The 18575-nt window shown below is 35.6% G+C and carries 15 protein-coding genes and 1 tRNA gene; 3 read left to right on the top strand and 13 right to left on the bottom strand.

What is annotated here, in order from left to right:
* Positions 1 to 55: 55 nt before the first annotated feature.
* From QZ136_RS02425 to rpsL, 6 genes are all read right to left on the bottom strand, one after another.
* Entirely contained in the window at positions 56 to 985 is a 930-nt protein-coding gene (locus tag QZ136_RS02425; RefSeq protein ID WP_291399940.1) for a type IX secretion system membrane protein PorP/SprF, read from the bottom strand.
* 3 nt (positions 986 to 988) lie between these two features.
* Entirely contained in the window at positions 989 to 2284 is a 1296-nt protein-coding gene (locus QZ136_RS02420) for a gliding motility-associated C-terminal domain-containing protein (RefSeq protein ID WP_291399939.1), read from the bottom strand.
* Positions 2285 to 2553: 269 nt separating this feature from the next.
* A complete protein-coding gene (rpsJ, locus tag QZ136_RS02415) occupies positions 2554 to 2859 on the bottom strand; it encodes a 30S ribosomal protein S10 (RefSeq protein WP_090706153.1) in 306 nt (101 codons plus the stop codon).
* 121 nt (positions 2860 to 2980) lie between these two features.
* Complete coding sequence (fusA, locus tag QZ136_RS02410) at positions 2981 to 5086, bottom strand: elongation factor G (RefSeq protein ID WP_291399933.1); 2106 nt, start codon at positions 5084 to 5086, stop codon at positions 2981 to 2983.
* Between the two features lie 15 nt (positions 5087 to 5101).
* Entirely contained in the window at positions 5102 to 5569 is a 468-nt protein-coding gene (rpsG, locus tag QZ136_RS02405) for a 30S ribosomal protein S7 (RefSeq protein ID WP_291399926.1), read from the bottom strand.
* A gap of 19 nt (positions 5570 to 5588) precedes the next feature.
* The gene (rpsL, locus tag QZ136_RS02400; protein WP_291399924.1) at positions 5589 to 5999 is read right to left on the bottom strand and encodes a 30S ribosomal protein S12; all 411 of its coding nucleotides are present in this window, start codon (positions 5997 to 5999) and stop codon (positions 5589 to 5591) included.
* A 393-nt stretch (positions 6000 to 6392) separates the two neighbouring features.
* Between rpsL and QZ136_RS02395 the strand changes: the two genes are divergently transcribed.
* Together QZ136_RS02395 and QZ136_RS02390 are read left to right on the top strand one after the other, a co-directional pair.
* Positions 6393 to 7175: a hypothetical protein gene (locus QZ136_RS02395; protein WP_291399923.1), complete on the top strand. Its 783-nt coding sequence runs from the start codon at positions 6393 to 6395 to the stop codon at positions 7173 to 7175.
* A gap of 123 nt (positions 7176 to 7298) precedes the next feature.
* A complete protein-coding gene (locus tag QZ136_RS02390) occupies positions 7299 to 9749 on the top strand; it encodes a helix-turn-helix domain-containing protein (protein WP_291399920.1) in 2451 nt (816 codons plus the stop codon).
* Between the two features lie 122 nt (positions 9750 to 9871).
* Here QZ136_RS02390 and QZ136_RS02385 read toward each other — a convergent pair whose 3' ends face one another.
* The 7 genes from QZ136_RS02385 to QZ136_RS02355 all read right to left on the bottom strand — a co-directional run bounded on the left by QZ136_RS02385 (position 9872) and on the right by QZ136_RS02355 (position 15199).
* Positions 9872 to 10243, bottom strand: coding sequence for a hypothetical protein (locus QZ136_RS02385; RefSeq protein WP_291399919.1), 372 nt, complete (start codon positions 10241 to 10243; stop codon positions 9872 to 9874).
* Positions 10244 to 10374: 131 nt separating this feature from the next.
* Complete coding sequence (locus tag QZ136_RS02380; protein ID WP_291399916.1) at positions 10375 to 12354, bottom strand: M1 family metallopeptidase; 1980 nt, start codon at positions 12352 to 12354, stop codon at positions 10375 to 10377.
* Positions 12355 to 12399: 45 nt separating this feature from the next.
* Positions 12400 to 12747 carry a Spx/MgsR family RNA polymerase-binding regulatory protein gene (locus QZ136_RS02375; RefSeq protein WP_291399914.1) on the bottom strand — a complete coding sequence of 116 codons (348 nt, stop codon included), beginning with the start codon at positions 12745 to 12747 and terminating at the stop codon, positions 12400 to 12402.
* Positions 12748 to 12778: 31 nt separating this feature from the next.
* Positions 12779 to 13339: an aminoacyl-tRNA hydrolase gene (pth, locus tag QZ136_RS02370; RefSeq protein WP_291399912.1), complete on the bottom strand. Its 561-nt coding sequence runs from the start codon at positions 13337 to 13339 to the stop codon at positions 12779 to 12781.
* A 103-nt stretch (positions 13340 to 13442) separates the two neighbouring features.
* The gene (locus QZ136_RS02365) at positions 13443 to 14018 is read right to left on the bottom strand and encodes a 50S ribosomal protein L25/general stress protein Ctc (RefSeq protein WP_291399910.1); all 576 of its coding nucleotides are present in this window, start codon (positions 14016 to 14018) and stop codon (positions 13443 to 13445) included.
* A gap of 63 nt (positions 14019 to 14081) precedes the next feature.
* On the bottom strand, positions 14082 to 15026 hold the full coding sequence (locus QZ136_RS02360) for a ribose-phosphate pyrophosphokinase (protein WP_291399909.1): 945 nt from the start codon (positions 15024 to 15026) through the stop codon (positions 14082 to 14084).
* 102 nt (positions 15027 to 15128) lie between these two features.
* Positions 15129 to 15199, bottom strand: a tRNA-Gln gene (locus tag QZ136_RS02355).
* A 202-nt stretch (positions 15200 to 15401) separates the two neighbouring features.
* On the opposite strand from QZ136_RS02355, the gene QZ136_RS02350 reads away from it, so the two are divergent.
* Positions 15402 to 18557, top strand: coding sequence for a DUF2723 domain-containing protein (locus tag QZ136_RS02350; protein ID WP_291399906.1), 3156 nt, complete (start codon positions 15402 to 15404; stop codon positions 18555 to 18557).
* The last annotated feature ends 18 nt before the right edge of the window (positions 18558 to 18575 follow it).

The following is an 18575-nucleotide window of genomic DNA, read 5'->3' as shown; positions in this document are numbered from 1 at the left end:
GAAACGCGCTTATTAGCTTGATTCCATTTATATCTTTTTTAAAGCCTATTAATTATTAAAATAAATAGCTAGGCATCAGTTCATCTCTCTCAAAAGGAAGATTAAACCTTAAAATTATTTCATGTGTAGATTTGGTAAAGTTGTTTAGTCGGCCCAAATTATAATCATAAGCATATCCCAAACGTACTGTTGGTGTTAATTTAAAATCCATTATTCCTACTAAGGCACTTCTACTTCTATAGGAAATTCCACCAGATAGAATTTCACGGAAGTATAGGTTAGCATTAATATCATAATCTAAAGGAATACCTTCAATTGCTCTAACTAAGAAAGATGGTTTTAAAATGAAATTATCATTAAGCGTAACTAAAAAGCCTGAATTCAGGTAAATGTGTAAATTCTGTTTTACCGTATATTCTGCTAAGGCCACATCAACTTGTCTTAAATGAGTCCTAACCAAATTGGGTGACGATAAGCCGATATAAAAATCGCTTGTATTAAAGAACATCCCTGTACCAAAATTAGCAGCCATTGCATTCAAATTTTGAGCAAATACCGGATCTCCTGCATTAGTAACATTCAACTTACTAAAATCAGTACGATAATTCAATGCCCCCATCTGGAGTCCGAAAGAGAAATTGGAATAGTCGCCTTCAATTTTATATGACATAGACAACTGAGCACCAATATTTTGTGTAACCGAAACCTTATCACTCACTAGTTTTAGTCCGATACCCAATTGTGTCTCACCAATTGGCATATCACCTGCAATTGAAGTAGTTTGAGGCGCATCTTTAATACCATTGAACTGTTTTCGGAAGGTACTAGTAAAATTCATCGACTGCTTCACACCGGCGTATGCAGGGTTAATCTCAAGCGTATTAAACATGTATTGCGAGTACAAGGGAAGCTGTTGAGCTAAAATATTATTGGGAAGAATGTTAATCAACGCAATAAGTGCTAGAATGTATATTTTTTTATCCATGACTTATCTATTTATGATTAAATATCCCGGAATACCCTTTGCTCCATTAGCACTTACTAGATAATAATAAATACCATCAGGTAATTGGTTTCCCATAAAACCTCCAATATTTCCTACCCCATTAAATGTATTATCATAATTGAGATTTTGATAAACCATAACTTGATTACGGCTATACACTTCAAAGCGTATGATATCTGTTGGAAGTCTTTTTACAACCTCATAAACATCATTTAAGCCATCACCATTCGGAGAAATGGCATCTGGAATGTTGACAGGGGTATTTTCATCGATATCCTTTTTTATTACGGATTTCGAAAAATATTCCGTATCTTTAAGATTGGCCAAATTTAAACGAGTGTTCATGTAAGCGCCAAAGACTGCTGCACGAGTGGTTATGGATCCAGGAGAAAGAGATTGTACTGGCGTAACAAGATCCCACAAACCAGTTAATTTCTGATCGTATCTAGTAACATAAGCATCCCCTCTATTTTTATAGTATTCAATTCCTTCATCTGCAGAATTATGTTGCAAGTTTATATCCATTTTTGAATTTGGATCTACAACATAAGTCTTCATTATCCATGTTTTATTCACATATTCTGGGAAATTCAATTTATTATACAGATTATCTGCAACCCTAAATTTAATCGACTGAGCTATACCGGTATAATTAATGGTTAATGGAGTATAACTGGTTAAATTAGTCCCAATTGGATAAACAAGCTCCACCGGACTTCCTGCAGTATTTCGAATTAATCCGCCACCCGTCATTGAAGAACCTGTAACAATAAAGTTTTTATGACTATATCCAGTAATTGAACCTGTACCTGCTAGACCAACATTTACATCTACATTATTAAGAATGAGATTACCATTAGCAAAGTGAAGATTTTTGTTGATGTGAAGATTCCCAATATCAGCTGTAACATTTGATGCATTGTCAATTTGAATATTTGGGAAACCATTAAAGGGCAATGAATTAATTGATCTAATACGTTGAGGAAGATTTGAGAGACTTGAAAATCTAAAAATTCCACCTATGCCATCGATACCTCTAGAGCTTTCATCTGGCAAGCGACTTTCAGCATTGTTTTGCCAAACACTGGCATAAAAATTAATGAGCGCACTATCATAAGAAACTAAAGTGCCAGAATGAGAAATATCCGAAAAAATATTAAGATTGGAATTTGGATGCGCATATACATTAGCAGACGGAAATATAAATACCTGACTAAGTCCCTGAGCCATTACAATTGAAGGCAATAAGGCAAATAATAGCACAATAAATTGTGCCATTAGCTTTAATTTTCCTAATCCTATTTTTGAATTCACGAAAGGTAGATTTTGCATTATACCTTTATACGTGCCTAAAAGAAAAAAGTTAAGCTATAAATGAGAAAAATTAATTCAAAAAAATAAATTCAAAATGGGGCAAATTTTTAGAAAAAAATCAAAATAAAATAAAAGATTTATTAGCCTTATTTTAAGACAAATTGCCCGAATACAAAATCAATAAACAAAAAAAAGCCACCCTTTCGGATGGCTTAACTATATCGTTTAAGAACTTAAACTTTGATTTCAACTTCAACTCCACTTGGCAATTCAAGCTTCATTAAAGCGTCTACAGTTTTAGAGTTTGAGCTGTAGATATCAAGTAAACGCTTGTAAGCACATAATTGAAACTGCTCTCTCCCCTTTTTGTTTACGTGTGGTGAACGTAATACTGTAAAAATTCTCTTTTCAGTTGGCAATGGAATTGGTCCACTTACCACTGCACCCGTAGGCTTTACAGTTTTTACGATTTTCTCAGCAGATTTATCTACCAAGTTATAATCGTAAGACTTTAATTTAATTCTGATTCTTTGGCTCATTGTTATTTGTTTATGGTTAACGTTAGAGCTATTAGTAACGCCAACCGGTTTATTTTGATTAAGGAGCAAAGCACAATGACACGTGGTCCTTATTCTTTACTCCTTGTTCTTTATTCAATTATTATCCGTTTGCTTTCTTTCCTTTTACCTTAGCTACAACTTCTTCCTGAACATTTCTTGGAGCTTCAGCATAGTGATCAAACTCCATTGTAGAAGTTGCACGACCAGAAGTAATAGTACGTAATTGAGTTACATAACCAAACATTTCAGAAAGTGGCACTGTAGCCTTGATTACTTGTGCACCAGCACGAGTATCCATACCTAAAAGTTGTCCACGACGACGGTTCATATCACCGATTACATCACCCATGTTCTCTTCTGGAGTTAGGATTTCAATCTTCATGATAGGCTCCATCAATACTGGCTTACATTTTGGTAATGCCTCACGGAATGCAGATTTAGCACAAATCTCGAAAGATAAAGCATCTGAATCGACCGCGTGGAATGATCCGTCAATTAAACGAACCTTCATACCTTGTAGTTGGTAACCAGCAAGTACACCATTTGCCATCGCAGCTTCAAAACCTTTCTGTACAGAAGGAATGAATTCACGAGGAACGGCACCACCTGAAATCTCGTTAACAAATTCTAAGCCGCTCTTACCTTCCTCACTTGGAGATATAACAACTTGAATATCAGCAAATTTACCACGACCACCAGTTTGCTTTTTGTAAGTCTCACGGTGCTGTGTAGTACCAGTGATTGCTTCCTTATAAGCTACTTGAGGTGCTCCTTGGTTAACTTCAACCTTAAATTCACGCTTCAAACGATCCATGATAATATCAAGGTGAAGCTCGCCCATACCTGAAATTACAGTTTGGCCAGTTTCTTCGTCAGTTTGAACACGGAAAGTAGGATCTTCTTCAGATAATTTACCTAAAGCCATACCTAATTTGTCAACATCTGCCTGTGTTTTAGGCTCAATTGCCAAACCGATTACCGGCTCAGGGAAATTCATTGATTCTAATACAATTGGATGTTTCTCATCACAAAGAGTATCTCCAGTTTTGATATCCTTAAATCCAACTACCGCAGCAATATCACCAGCTCCAACATTTGGAATAGGATTTTGCTTGTTAGCGTGCATTTGGAAGATACGTGAAATACGCTCTTTACTATCCGAACGCATGTTATGAACGTATGAACCTGCTTCTAGGTTACCAGAGTAAACGCGAATAAAACATAAACGACCAACAAAAGGGTCAGTTGCAATTTTAAATGCTAAAGCTGCAAATGGCTCTTTTTCACTTGGCTTACGCATTACTTCTTCACCAGTTTCTGGGTTAGTACCTACGATACCTTCAACATCCATTGGAGATGGCAATAATTCCATCACATAATCAAGCATGGTTTGAACACCCTTGTTTTTGAATGAAGAACCACATACCATTGGTACAATTTTAGCATCAAGTACTGCTTTACGTAAAGCATCAAGCACTTCACGCTCAGTGATAGTTTCTGGAGCTTCAAAGAATTTCTCCATTAAACTTTCATCATACTCAGCAACAGATTCAAGTAATTTTTCTCTCCACTCAGTAGCTTCAGCCACCATATCATCAGGAATTGGCACTTCAGTAAAGGTCATACCTTTATCATGCTCATTCCAAATAATTCCACGGAAGTTAATTAGATCTACTACACCTTTAAAAGTGTCTTCAGAACCAATTGGCAATTGCAAAGGAACGGCATTACTACCTAACATATCCTTTACTTGCTTCACAACTTTTAAGAAATCTGCACCTGAACGGTCCATTTTATTAACGAAACCAATACGAGGTACGCTATAGTTGTTTGCTAAACGCCAGTTAGTCTCAGATTGTGGCTCAACACCATCAACCGCAGAAAAAAGGAATACTAATCCATCCAATACACGTAATGAACGGTTTACCTCTACGGTAAAATCCACGTGTCCTGGGGTATCAATTACGTTGATGTGATAAGTATCACCTCTGTATTTCCAGTTTACAGTTGTTGCAGCCGAAGTAATGGTAATACCACGCTCCTGCTCCTGTGCCATCCAGTCCATGGTTGCCGCACCATCGTGCACCTCACCAATTTTGTGGCTTACTCCTGAATAATAAAGGATACGCTCTGTTGTTGTAGTTTTACCCGCATCAATGTGGGCAGCGATACCTATATTTCTTGTATATTTTAAGTCTCTTGACATTGTTTTATTTCCTTATTAGAATCTAAAGTGAGAGAATGCTTTGTTCGCTTCTGCCATTTTGTGGGTATCTTCCTTCTTCTTTACTGCGGCACCCTCACCCTTTGAAGCTGCAATGATTTCACCTGCCAATTTCTCGGTCATAGTTTTTTCACCACGCTTACGTGAGTAATTGATTAACCACTTCATGCCTAAAGCAATTTTACGCTCAGGACGAACTTCAGTTGGAACCTGGAAGTTTGCACCACCTACACGACGAGATTTAACCTCTACCGCTGGCATTACATTGTTTAAAGCCTTTTTCCAAGACTCTAATCCATTTTCACTAGTTTTCTTCTCTACTAACTCTACTGCATCGTAGAAAATTGAGTATGCGATAGATTTCTTACCGTCATACATCATATTATTTACAAACCTGGTAACCATTACGTCGTTAAACTTTGGATCAGGCAGTAAGATTCTCTTTTTTGGTTTTGACTTTCTCATTTTGCTTTCCTCCGTTTAATTATTTCTTTTTACCCTTTGCAGCCTCTGCAACCTGACCTGGTTTTGGCTTCTTAGTTCCGTATTTAGAACGACGTTGATTACGACCAGCTACACCAGAAGTATCAAGAGCACCACGAATGATGTGATAACGCACACCTGGTAAATCTTTCACACGACCACCACGTATTAATACGATGGAGTGTTCCTGCAAGTTGTGACCTTCTCCCGGAATGTAAGCATTCACTTCTTTTCCGTTTGTTAAGCGCACACGTGCAACTTTACGCATTGCTGAGTTTGGTTTTTTAGGGGTAGTGGTATACACACGTGTGCACACTCCTCTTCGCTGTGGACAGCTGTCCAACGCTGGCGACTTACTCTTGTCAACCAGAGCTACTCTACCTTTTCTAACTAATTGTTGGATAGTAGGCATTTTTTCCTTTTTGGTTTAAATATTTATAATCCCTATAAAAAAGACTATAGCTTTCATTTAGGGATTGCAAAGGTATGGAATAATTTTGATTTTCAAGGCCTTGTGTGAGAAATATTTAGCTAAGGCAAAATAATGCTGGGAATATGATAAAATCTCTGGATCAATATTTCTCTACAAAGATACAAAATTCCTGAAACATGCTCCATAAACCCTCAAAATCATCTCATTTTACCCTTTAATAAAAAATTCATACCGCTTACATATCTCTTTTTAAAAGCTTTCTGCATTTCCTCAGATTTAACAAAGAAATATTAAAACCTTAAAATAAAAATTATGAAAAGTCTAGGAAATCACAATTTGAACCATAACAACAATCCCAAGCAAAATATACAAATGGAAAATGAACTCCTTGAATTAAAACTGAGAGCAGAAAAAGGAGCACAAACTCATTTCATGGGAAACATTTCGCCCGAATTGCAAAATGTATTTCTGAAAAACATCATTGCCTTTGAAGATAGTTTTTCAAAAACACCCTTTAAAAGCGTGTTTGAAATTTTAAATAAACCTGTTTACCCAGCTGAATCTGAATTAAACGACCATGCCTTAGAAATTGCATACAAGAGTTTAATAAAAATCTTAGATAATAGGAACATAGATATTTTCTATCATGGTGAATATAGTTTAAGAACAAAATATAAATTTATCACTGAAGAGCTCTTTGCCGAGGAAATACCTTGCGATGATATGTTAAATGTAATGAGATGCTGTTTTAATTATGAGGAGTTTCACCCAAATCATGCCCTAGATATTGAAGATAAAACCATCTCTTTTATTGATGATTGGATGGAGCATAAACTAGACAATAAACATCCTGATCTTGCAGAATCCTTTATTTTTCCGAATGGTAAGATTATGCACAAAGATGAAATCACGATAAAAATTATAAACTTTTTTAAAAGCTTTAAGGAATTCAAAAACTGTAAATACTCCATTGAAGAGATAAATTTTGATTTATCCCCTGATACTAGAATGGGTTTTGCAGAAGGCTTTATAAAATATACAGCTGTTTTATACGATAATGAAGAAGTTCAAATCGAAGGTCCTTATAAAATTTATTATAGTTTAGATTACGGTTGCTGGACAATTGTTTACTTTGTATTTCCCGGCTTCAATTAGGTCGATTTTTTAAATATAAATTGAAATACATAGCAGAATAAGCCTTGTATTATTATTAATTGAAGGATATAGAATTTTAATCTTTATCTTGCCACCATTCCCAAATATGTCTAAATAATGTCCATGGAGCAGAATTCACAACTGGAGCTCGCTTTTAATTTTGTTCAATACACTGATAAAAATATTTTCCTCACCGGAAAAGCTGGCACAGGAAAAACAACTTTTTTACATCAGTTAAAAAAGCAATCGCATAAACGAATGGCAGTAGTAGCACCTACTGGTGTAGCTGCAATTAATGCTGGGGGTGTAACCATAAATTCATTTTTCCAATTACCTTTTGGTCCTTACATTCCCAACAATAACGGAAATGTTCAGGTTAAACGTTTTAATAAAGAGAAAATCAATCTGATAAAAAGTCTCGACCTATTAGTAATTGATGAAATTAGCATGGTTCGAGCCGATACTCTCGATCATATCGATGAGGTGCTGCGCAAGTTTAAAAATCATCATAAACCATTTGGCGGTGTTCAAGTTTTAATGATTGGCGATCTTCACCAGCTTTCGCCCGTTGTAAAGGATGAAGATTGGCTGATTCTTAAAAATTATTATTCAAACTTATTTTTCTTCAGTAGCAAGGCCCTCCAACAAACAAGCCCTGTAAGCATCGAACTAAAACATATTTACCGACAAGTAGATACCATGTTTATCGACCTACTAAACAGCGTTCGAAAAAATGAGATCGATGAAAATATCTTAAAAACATTAAATCAGCGATACATACCTAATTTCAAACCAGCAGATGAGGAAGGTTATATTACGCTTACCACCCACAATAAAACAGCGCAAGAAATTAATGATGTTAAATTAAGGGAGCTTGTTAACCCAGTTTTTAGGTATGAAGCTGTGATACAAGGTGATTTCCCCGAGTACTCCTATCCTACCGTAGCCGAATTGGAACTAAAAAAAGGTGCGCAGGTCATGTTTGTTAAAAATGACCCATCTAAAGAACGACTATTTTTTAATGGGAAAATAGGAATAATCACCCAAATTTCTAAAGATAATATTGTTGTACAATGTCCTGGTGATGATATAGAAATCAGCGTCAATAAACTAGATTGGGGGAATATAAAATATGAGCTTGATCCTGAAACTAAAGAGGTAAAAGAGAAAATTATTGGTGTATTCACTCAATTTCCATTGAAACTTGCTTGGGCGATAACTATTCATAAAAGTCAGGGTTTAACATTCGAAAAAGCAGTAATTGATGCGAATTTGGCATTTGCTCACGGACAAGTATATGTTGCTTTAAGTCGCTGTAAAAGCTTTGAAGGAATGGTTTTGAGAAGTCCTATTTCCTTCAATAGCGTAAAAACTGATGGAACGGTATCTGAATTTACTGAAAAAGCCCAGAATAATGAGCCCGGCATTGAACAGTTAAATGAATCTAGGAAGTCATTTCAACAAACCTTATTATTTGATTTATTTGATTTTAACCCTATTAAAGGCTTGTTTTTTCATGTCCGAAAAATTGCTGAAGACCACAATAATATTCTCGCGAGCTCTGTTATTGATGATTTAAAATCAATCCGTGAGAATTCCGAGAAAGATATTTATGATGTTTCCGAAAACTTCAAGAAGCAGCTAAATAGCTATCTAGGTCATGAATTACTTCCTGAAGATAATGAAGAATTACAGGCAAGGGTTCAGAAAGGATGTACTTATTTCTTGGAAAAGATTGATTCAGTAATTCATGAGGTAATAAAAAATTTAAATACAGATTGTGATAATAAGGCGGTTAGGACTAGTCTAATTGAATCAATAGATAATTTACAGAAAGAGATAAGCATTAAAAAAGCATTGATGAAAGTGTGCTTGAAGGGATTTTCGACTTCAAACTATCTAAAAACTAAGGCCAATGCTGAAATTGATTACGTACAGACAAAACCAATCACAAAACAGCCTACTAAAGTAGATTCTAGTATTCCGCATCCAGAATTGTATAATTCTTTGAAAGAGTGGAGAGATGCATTGGCGGCTGAATGGGGCGTACCACTTTATATGATTCTAGCTCAAAAGTCGATTTTAGAATTAGTCCAAACCCTACCATCAAACCTTCAAGAACTCGAAACTATTAAAGGATTAGGTAAGACAAAGGTTAGGCAGTATGGCGATCAAATATTAGAAATTATCAATGATTATTGTGATAATCATGAAGTAGATCGAAAAACCATTGCCATTCCATTTAAAGAAGCCAAAGAAAAAATTGACACAAAAAAGGTTTCATTTGATCTATTTAAATCGGGTAAATCAATTTCTGATATTGCTGTAGAGCGTGGTTTTACAATAGGAACTATTGAGGGGCATTTGGCACATTTTATTAATACAGGTGAAATTTCAGTTTTTGATATTGTATCGAGAATTAAAGTAGCTAAAATCATGGCCTATATTGTTCAGAACCCTGGAATTGGCACAAGTGAAATTAAAATGGCTTTGGGTGATGATGTTTCCTATGGCGAATTAAAAGCTGTTTTAAGTCACCTGACCTATATAAAAGCGGAAGAGGGGATTGCTTAATTAGGAAAAGAGTTATTTTAAAACTGGAGATCCTTAGAATAAATACTCAAATGAATGCCAAGTCTAAAAACAAAAACTTGCTTTTCGACTTGGCATGTTTAAAAAGTGTATGTAAAGGCTAATTATTTCTTTTCTTCAGTAGTTGAATTGCTTTTCATATCCTCCAAGAAACCCCTAATTATACCAGCAGCATCTCTTTTTAGTTCACTAGCTGTTCCAGAAACACTAAACTCGAATGGGTTCTTTTTATCTAACATAAATCCAGAAACACTTAATTTAGCTTTCGTATTTGAATTATCTGGAAATAAGGTTATAACTTTCAAAGCTTTATTCAAATCTGCTTCAGAAATATTGTTAATGTCACGCAAATCGATTTTTATACTCATCGACTCATTTGTGACTTTATCATCATTTATAATAACATGATTTTTGATGTTTGCTAAGGCAATACTTGAAATCAATGTGAATACCGCTAGAATAAAAATCTTTTTCATAATTTAATTTTAAGGATTAAACAATTATAGTAAATATAAGTATATATATTTATAATTAAAAATATTTCTTCATTGTTTAAAATAAAAGTGCCTGCTTAAAAAAAGCAGGCACTTGAATAATCAATATTTTTTTACTGTTTCCAGGTATTATTCGCAGAGTTTGAATCTGGCATCACCTTATCAGGATCAATAACAACCGACTCCAAAGCCTCTGTTGAAGGATAAACAAATGTCCATACTTTATTTCTTACCCAAACCTCAACTGGAAGTTTTATTCTATTTACCTGACCACTTTTAGTTTTAATCTCTAAAATAACTGGCATAGGCATTTTTTCAAGATTCTCAATGGTGATTAATGCTCCATTTTTAGGGTCTTTATCAACATATTCTACTTTATTTATGGCCTGATCTAATTTCCAATTATTAAGGAACCAGCCTCTCCAAAACCAGCTCAAATTCTCGCCAGCAACATTTTCCATCGTTCTAAAGAAATCATCTGGAGTAGGATGCTTGTAGGCCCAGCGCTCCACATAAGTCTTAAATGCACGATCAAAACGTTCAGGATCAAGGATTTGCTCACGCAAAAGACTCAAGCCCATTGCTGGCTTATAGTATGCTAGCAAACCAATATTTCTTTCTTGCATGTTATCGGGACTAGACATAATGGGTTCGAACATATCACTTGTAACAACTTTACCTGCTTCATGCATGTCAAACACTTCCGATTTGTACTCACCATTATTAAAGTCGTTGGAGGCTAAAGAATTAATAAAAGTATTAAAACCTTCATCCATCCAAGCATGTAAACGTTCATTTGAACCCACAATCATTGGAAACCAAGTATGGCCAAATTCATGATCTGTTACTCCCCATAAATCACCCTTTTTTGCATCAGAACCACAAAATACAATTCCAGGATATTCCATCCCACCAGCAATTGATGCCACATTTGTCGCAGCTGGGTAAGGATATTCAAACCACTTTTTAGAATTAAATTCATTAGATGCCTTCGTATATTCAGTAGATCGTGCCCAAGCATCATTACCATCACTTTCAACAGGGTAAGCTGAAATTGCTAAAGATTTCTTCCCGCTTGGGAGATTCATACGTGCAGCATCAATGATAAATGCCGCTGAGGAAGCCCAGGCTGCATCGCGAGCGTTCTTCAACTGAAATCTCCATGTAAGCGTTGACTTTGCTGTAGGGCGTGATTTTGGGTCTAAAACTTCAGCTGCTGAACGAATCAGGACTGTTTTATCACTCTTTTCAGCCATTTTCCAGCGATTTTGCTGTTCAAGAGTATAAACTTCTTGAGGATTCATCAATTCGCCAGAACTAACTACAATGTGATTTGAAGGTGCAGTGATACTAATATCGTAATCACCATACTCAAGATAAAACTCACCAGGACCAACATAAGGTGTCATATTCCAACCTAAAACATCATCATAAACACACATTCTTGGAAACCATTGTGCTACTGTAAATATTTTACCGTTTTTAGTATTTAAAATCCCCATACGGTCGGAACCATATTCAGGCGAAATAAATGAATAATCAATTTTCAATTTCAATTTCCCACCCATCGCGGCTAAGTCAGATGGCAAGAAAACCTGCATTCTGGTATCATTTACAGAGTATTTCACATCCGACTCGATGTTTTTTCCATTAACTAGTGAAATAAGTTTTACAGATTTAATTCTATATCCACCATCAAATTCTTGTCCGCGTGCCCCATTACGACTCCCATTAATCGGGATGATAGCATTTCCTCTAGAATCTTTACTAAATAAATTCTGATCAAGCTGTAACCATAGGAATGCTAACTTATCGGGACTATTATTGGTATAGCTAATAGTTGAAGATCCAGATATTTCATTTGCCTCTTCATTTAAAGACACAGTTAATTTATAATCTGCTCTATTCTGCCAATATTTTGGTCCCGGTTGCCCACTTGCCGATCGATACTCATTTCCATTTTTTGTGTAAAAATTAGTATGGAATGCTTCCGAATAGTCATATTTATTTTCTTGTGCAAAGGACTGAGTAAAGGCCAATGATACCACAGTGCAAGCAATTAGCAGCAGGTTCAAAAATTTAGTTTTATTCATAATATTATATTGATAATGAGATGATTGATTATATAAAATTTTAATTTATTTGAAAATATTCGCGAACTGTGCTTCATCAAAACCTAAAATTATTGAGCCAGTTTCAGTCTCAACCACAGGTCGTTTAATCACACTAGGTTTATCTTGCATCAATTTAAATGCCGCATCTTTAGAAACGATTGTTTTTTGATAATCAGCATCAAGCATTTTCCAAGTGGTACCTCTTTTATTGAGCAATGCTTCCCATCCTATTTTTTGATTCCACTCTTCGAGCTTGCTCAGTTCGATACCAGATTTCTTAAAATTATGAAAATCAATCTCAATTTGATGATTTTTAAACCAATCTAATGCCTTTTTAACTGTATTACAATTCGGGATTCCGTAAACTTTCATATTTAAGATCAAATTTGATAAAATGTTTATTTTATTTGTTTAGGCGCGTCATGGTAAGCTCGGCTCCCGCCGTAACAAAGCTTTCAATAAATTCAATTGATCGATCTATTAGTGCTGGCAAATCTTTTTGTTCTTCGGGATCAAAGCCACTTAACACATAATCCACCTGCCTGCCTTTAGGGAAATTATCTCCAATTCCGAAACGTAATCTTGGATAATCAGCACTTCCAAGCACCGCTTCAATGTTTTTTAGTCCGTTGTGCCCTGCCGGACTCCCCTTCGGCTTCAATCTAATGGTACCAAAAGGCAGTGCAAGATCATCCACAATCACTAAAATATTTTCTTTTGGGATACCTAATTCTTGCATCCAGTAGTTTACTGCCTTTCCACTTAAATTCATGAAAGTGGTAGGCTTTATCACATAAATATTCCTGCTTTTGTATTTAAACTCGGTATAATAAGCCAGACGCATATTAAAAAATGAGGAGTGCGATTGCTTAGCAAAAGCATCTGCAACCATAAAACCAATATTATGTCTGGTATCCACATATTCTGGTCCGATATTTCCTAAGCCAATAATCAAGTATTTCATGTAGAACAAATATGGCAGAAAGCTTTCAAAAAAAGCTTAAAATTTAACAAAAAAAAGCAGCGTAGGAAAAACCTACGCTGCCATAAAAAAAAATAAAAAAAAATTATTTTTTAGCGTCGTTTTCAGCTTGCTTCAATGCACGCGACATTGTTACTGAAACGATGGTATCATCTGCATTATTAGTGATTTTGAAATTATCGAATTGCAATTCTCCAACACCAACAGATTTACCTACTTCAAGCTTAGAGATATTTACTTCAACATACTGAGGCATGTCTTTTGGTAAAGCTTTAACACGAAGTTTACGCAATTTCTGAACTAATTTACCACCAATCTTAACACCTGGTGAAGTACCAGTCAATTTAACAGGAATTTGCATTAATACTGGTTTCTTCTCATCTAATTCTAGGAAGTCGATGTGTAAAGGTAAATCAGTTAATGCATGAAAAGTAACATCCTGAATAATGGCTTGTGTTTTCACACTACCGATTTCTAAAGCAACAAATGAAACTTCTGGTGTATACACTAGAGATCTCAAATCAGCTGCAGACACAGAAAAGTGGATTTGGTTTTTTCCACCATAAAGAACTGCTGGCACTAAGCCTTTGTAACGCAGCTCCTTTGCGTCTCTTTTCCCTACGTTCTCTCTTAGAGAACCGCTAATAGCAATTGATTTCATTTTAAGTAATTAAATATAATTATGATTAGGCGAGCTTAAACCTATAAACTGAGCTCATTTTCTTTATTCTATTTTAAAAAGATCACTAATTGATCCGTGTTCGTTTACATTAGCAATAGCTCTACTGAAGAGGTCTGCTGTTGAAAGCACTTTAATTTTCGGACTCGATTTTACTGTCGCAATAGTATCTGTAACTATTAATTCAGTTAAAGCAGAGTCTTCCACTGTTTTGTAGGCATCGCCTGAAAGAACGGGATGCGTACATACTGCTCTTACGCTACTCGCGCCATTTTCCATAATTAAACTAGCCGCTTTCGCCAATGTTCTAGCGGTATCACAAATATCATCCATTAAAACCACGTCTCTACCGGTTACATCACCAATAATTGACATCGACTCGATTTCATTTGCTCTCTTACGCTGCTTATCGCAAATAACAACCTCTGCATTAAAAAATTTGGCAAAAGTTCTTGCTCTATATGAACCACCCATATCAGGTGATGCAATGGTTAAGTTCGGCAGATTTAAATTCTTGATATGAGGAACGAAAATCACTGAAGCATCTAGATGGTCTACTGGAATATCAAAAAAGCCCTGAATTTGGGCAGCATGAAGATCCATAGTCATAATTCGATGTGCACCAGCAGCAGTAATGAGGTTAGCCATTAATTTAGCGCCAATTGCTACACGTGGCTTATCTTTTCTATCCTGACGAGCAAAACCAAAATAAGGAACAACTGCAGTAATATAATGTGCAGAAGCTCTCTTTGCCGCGTCAATCATCAATAAAAGTTCAATTAAATTATCGTTTGGCTGGTTGGTTGATTGGATTAAAAAAACATCACAACCGCGAACACTTTCATTGAAATGAGGCTGAAACTCGCCATCACTAAACTTCGATAAAGTTACATCACCTAGCTGAGTACCATAACTTTCTGAAATATTTTTAGCAAGTTCAAGAGTTCCAGAGCCGGCAAATAATTTGATTGGATTGAAGGAGAGAGCCATTTTGTTTCGAATGTCGGATTAATGCTTAAATGGACACAAGTATAAAAAAATTATATCGCAAAGCGAAAAATATGAGCAATTCCGAAAACGAAATTTTTATAGTTGCCCGACCAGGATTCGAACCTAGACAAACTGCACCAAAAACAGTCGTACTACCTTTATACTATCGGGCAATCAAATTCAAAAAGAAGCTCCTTTTCAAATGGAATGCAAATATACGGGGATATTATATTAAGTGCAAATCAAATTGAAAATTTTATCAATTATTATTAAAAAGGCCTTTTCATGTTAATTAGTGTTAAAGGAATGCCCATTTTCTTCGGCTAATGACAATAATTTATTAATTTCGCTTGCATTATTTTTGATCTTGAATACATGAACTACAACAAAATCAACAATTTCCTAGGCTGGTTCAGCTTTCTGACAGCACTAATTGTCTATACTTTTACGCTTGAGCCAAGCGCAAGCTTTTGGGATTCGGGAGAATTTATTGCCTCAGCCTATAAGCTTCAAGTTGTACATCAACCAGGTGCTCCTCTTTATTTGATGCTCGGAAAAGTCTTTTCTCTACTTGCCTTCGGCGATACCAGCAAAATAGCATTTTGGATAAATATGTGCTCTGCCGTAGCAAGTGCCGCAACTATCTTATTCTTATTCTGGTCAATAACCGCACTCGCAAAAAAAGTTATTGCAGTGAAAAGTGAAAACATGTCGAATGACCAATTAATAACCATCATGGGTTCCGGATTAGTTGGAGCCTTGGCTTACACAGTGTCTGATTCTTTCTGGTTTTCGGCAGTTGAAGCAGAAGTTTATGCCTTATCATCTCTTTGTACGGCAGTGGTATTCTGGGCTATCCTAAAATGGGATCAACATGCAGATGAACCACATTCTGATAAATGGCTAGTGTTTATAGCCTATGTTATGGGATTATCAATAGGTGTTCACCTTCTAAATCTACTCGCAATTCCAGCAATTGCTTTAGTTTATTATTTCAGAAGATCTAAAACCAGAACTTCATCTGGAACACTTTTAGCTCTTTTTGCCGGAATTGTAATTTTAGCATTGATCCAATATGGTATCGTTCAATACTCCATTAAATTTGCTGCTTATTCCGATCTATTCTTCGTAAATACATTAGGACTAGGTTTCGGCTCTGGCGTGCTTGTATTTGCTCTTTTATTAATTACATGCCTGTTTTCTGGAATATTATATAGCATCAATGGAACTAAAAGTCAGCTGTTAATAGCAATATTCACTTTCGTAGCCTTAATGACACTTGGAGGTGGCATTTTAGGATTAATTGTTTCAGCTGCTATACTCGCAGTGCTTGAGTATATCCTTAAAATACGTGAAAAAAGAAGAGTATTAAACCTTGCATTAATTTCCATCGTTTTCATCTTTTTTGGATATGGTTCTTTTGCCATGATTGTTATTAGAGCTAAAGCTGATACAACACTAAATAATAGTGACCCAGAAAACGCTTTTTCATTGCTTAGCTACTTAAACAGAGAGCAATATGGTGATCGCCCATTACTCTATGGACAAATGTTCGATTCACAGCCTGTCGATAGTAAAGAAGGAGATATTATTTATCGTAAAGGAAAAGATAAATATGAAAATGCAGGACAGAAATACGAGCGTGTTTATGATCGCAATGTTTTCTTACCAAGGATGTATAGTGATGATGCTCAGCACATTAACTTCTATCGCGATTGGATGGGATTAGATGAAAACCAAGCGCCAACATTCCTAAATAATCTCGGCTTTCTTATTAGCTACCAAACTAGCTTCATGTACACTCGCTATTTTGCATGGAACTTTGTTGGCAGACAAAATGATGAACAAGGACATGGAAATTATATCCATGGAAACTGGCTATCAGGTATTAAATTCATAGATAATATGCTATTGGGTGGTCAGTATGACCTTCCTAAAAGCCAATTAGAAAATAACGCTTACAATAAATTTTACTTCCTTCCCTTCATTTTGGGAATCATAGGAGCATTATGGCACTTTCAAAGAAATCAAAAAGATGCCGGCATTGTTGCTCTTTTATTTTTCTTTACGGGATTAGCAATCGTTCTGTATCTTAATCAAAATCCACTACAACCGAGAGAACGAGATTATGCTTATACAGGCTCCTTTTATGCATTTGCTATTTGGATCGGACTCGGGGTTGCAGGAATAGCTGACTTTATCCGTAAAAAAATGAGTGCATCAAAAGCTGCTGTACTTGCATCAATTATCGGATTATTAGCTGCACCAATTTTAATGGCTAAGGAAGGCTGGGATGATCACAATCGTTCAACTAAATTTACAGCAAGAGACATGGCGAGTAATTACCTCGAATCTTGTGCTCCAAATGCTATTCTATTTACCTATGGCGATAATGACACCTACCCACTTTGGTATGCTCAAGAAGTAGAAAATATCCGCCCTGATGTTCGCGTAGTTAACTTAAGCTTACTTGGAACAGATTGGTATATCAGACAAATGAAGAAAAAAGTGAATCTTGCTGATGCTCTCCCAATTACAATGCCTGATGAAAAATATGTTCAAGGAATTAGAGATGTAATGGGATACCAAGATTATATAAATGATCAATATGTAGAGCTAAAAGACATTTTCGATATTTTAACATCTGATAATGAAGAAGATAAGGCAACTTATCAAGATGGGTCAAAGGAAAATTTCCTACCCACAAAAAACTTTAAAATTAGCATTGATTCCAATCAAATTATTGCCAGTGGCACAGTCCCAGCAAGCAAAAAAGACCTTATTGCATCTTCTATTGAGTGGAAATACAATAAAAACTACGTAAGTAAAACAGAACTGGCACTGATCGACATTCTTGCTCATAATGATTGGAAACGTCCTATTTATTTTGCAATAACGGTTCCAGAAGATAATTATATGGGCCTTGGAGATTACCTCTACAACGAGGGATTTGCTTACCGTCTTTTACCTTTAAAAAAGACTCAAGTCGACCCAGAAGGCGAAAAAGCCGAACTAACAAATACCGATCAAATGTTTAATAACATGATTACGAAGTTCAAATGGGGCAATATGAAAAATGCCTCTTACCTTGATCCAGAATCTGTTAGAATGAGTTTAACCATTATTAACCACTTCAATATTTTAGCAGAAAATTTATACCGTGAAGGCCGTTTTAATGAAGCAAAACAAGCGCTTTTGAAATGTTTAGAGGTTGTGCCAGATAAAAACCACTCCCTAAACTTCACAATTCGTAAATTCTACATGGCCGACCTACTATACAAATTGAAGGAAAACAAAAAGGCTAATGAGCTTGTAGCGAATACGGCTGATTATATTGAAGATCAGCTCAACTACATTTCAGCAATAGCACAAACAAAGGAAAATTTAAATACTCGTGAAGTACAGCTAGGGGTTTATGTAATGACAGAACTTGCTAAGCTTACCGAACAAAACAATGAAAAAGAGCTTAATAAAAAGATTCAGGATCGACTAAAAGCGATAGAATCTAAATTTATTGGTGCTAGTCGATAAAAAAACGTTTTAAAACGC

Origin of the sequence: Daejeonella sp. (genome assembly GCF_017495225.1) — a bacterium.
Classification (GTDB): Bacteria; Bacteroidota; Bacteroidia; order Sphingobacteriales; family Sphingobacteriaceae; genus Daejeonella.
This window is presented reverse-complemented; position numbering and strand designations above follow the sequence as displayed.

Excerpts from the sequence above, each read along its gene's own strand:
- QZ136_RS02350 (WP_291399906.1), top strand. The coding sequence starts at position 15,402 with ATGAACTACAACAAAATCAACAATTTCCTAGGCTGGTTCAGCTTTCTG.
- rpsL (WP_291399924.1), bottom strand. The coding sequence starts at position 5,999 with ATGCCTACTATCCAACAATTAGTTAGAAAAGGTAGAGTAGCTCTGGTT.
- QZ136_RS02365 (WP_291399910.1), bottom strand. The coding sequence starts at position 14,018 with ATGAAATCAATTGCTATTAGCGGTTCTCTAAGAGAGAACGTAGGGAAA.
- fusA (WP_291399933.1), bottom strand. The coding sequence starts at position 5,086 with ATGTCAAGAGACTTAAAATATACAAGAAATATAGGTATCGCTGCCCAC.
- QZ136_RS02425 (WP_291399940.1), bottom strand. The coding sequence starts at position 985 with ATGGATAAAAAAATATACATTCTAGCACTTATTGCGTTGATTAACATT.
- QZ136_RS02395 (WP_291399923.1), top strand. The coding sequence starts at position 6,393 with ATGGAAAATGAACTCCTTGAATTAAAACTGAGAGCAGAAAAAGGAGCA.
- QZ136_RS02375 (WP_291399914.1), bottom strand. The coding sequence starts at position 12,747 with ATGAAAGTTTACGGAATCCCGAATTGTAATACAGTTAAAAAGGCATTA.
- rpsJ (WP_090706153.1), bottom strand. The coding sequence starts at position 2,859 with ATGAGCCAAAGAATCAGAATTAAATTAAAGTCTTACGATTATAACTTG.
- rpsG (WP_291399926.1), bottom strand. The coding sequence starts at position 5,569 with ATGAGAAAGTCAAAACCAAAAAAGAGAATCTTACTGCCTGATCCAAAG.
- QZ136_RS02385 (WP_291399919.1), bottom strand. The coding sequence starts at position 10,243 with ATGAAAAAGATTTTTATTCTAGCGGTATTCACATTGATTTCAAGTATT.
- QZ136_RS02360 (WP_291399909.1), bottom strand. The coding sequence starts at position 15,026 with ATGGCTCTCTCCTTCAATCCAATCAAATTATTTGCCGGCTCTGGAACT.
- QZ136_RS02380 (WP_291399916.1), bottom strand. The coding sequence starts at position 12,354 with ATGAATAAAACTAAATTTTTGAACCTGCTGCTAATTGCTTGCACTGTG.
- QZ136_RS02420 (WP_291399939.1), bottom strand. The coding sequence starts at position 2,284 with ATGGCACAATTTATTGTGCTATTATTTGCCTTATTGCCTTCAATTGTA.
- pth (WP_291399912.1), bottom strand. The coding sequence starts at position 13,339 with ATGAAATACTTGATTATTGGCTTAGGAAATATCGGACCAGAATATGTG.
- QZ136_RS02390 (WP_291399920.1), top strand. The coding sequence starts at position 7,299 with ATGGAGCAGAATTCACAACTGGAGCTCGCTTTTAATTTTGTTCAATAC.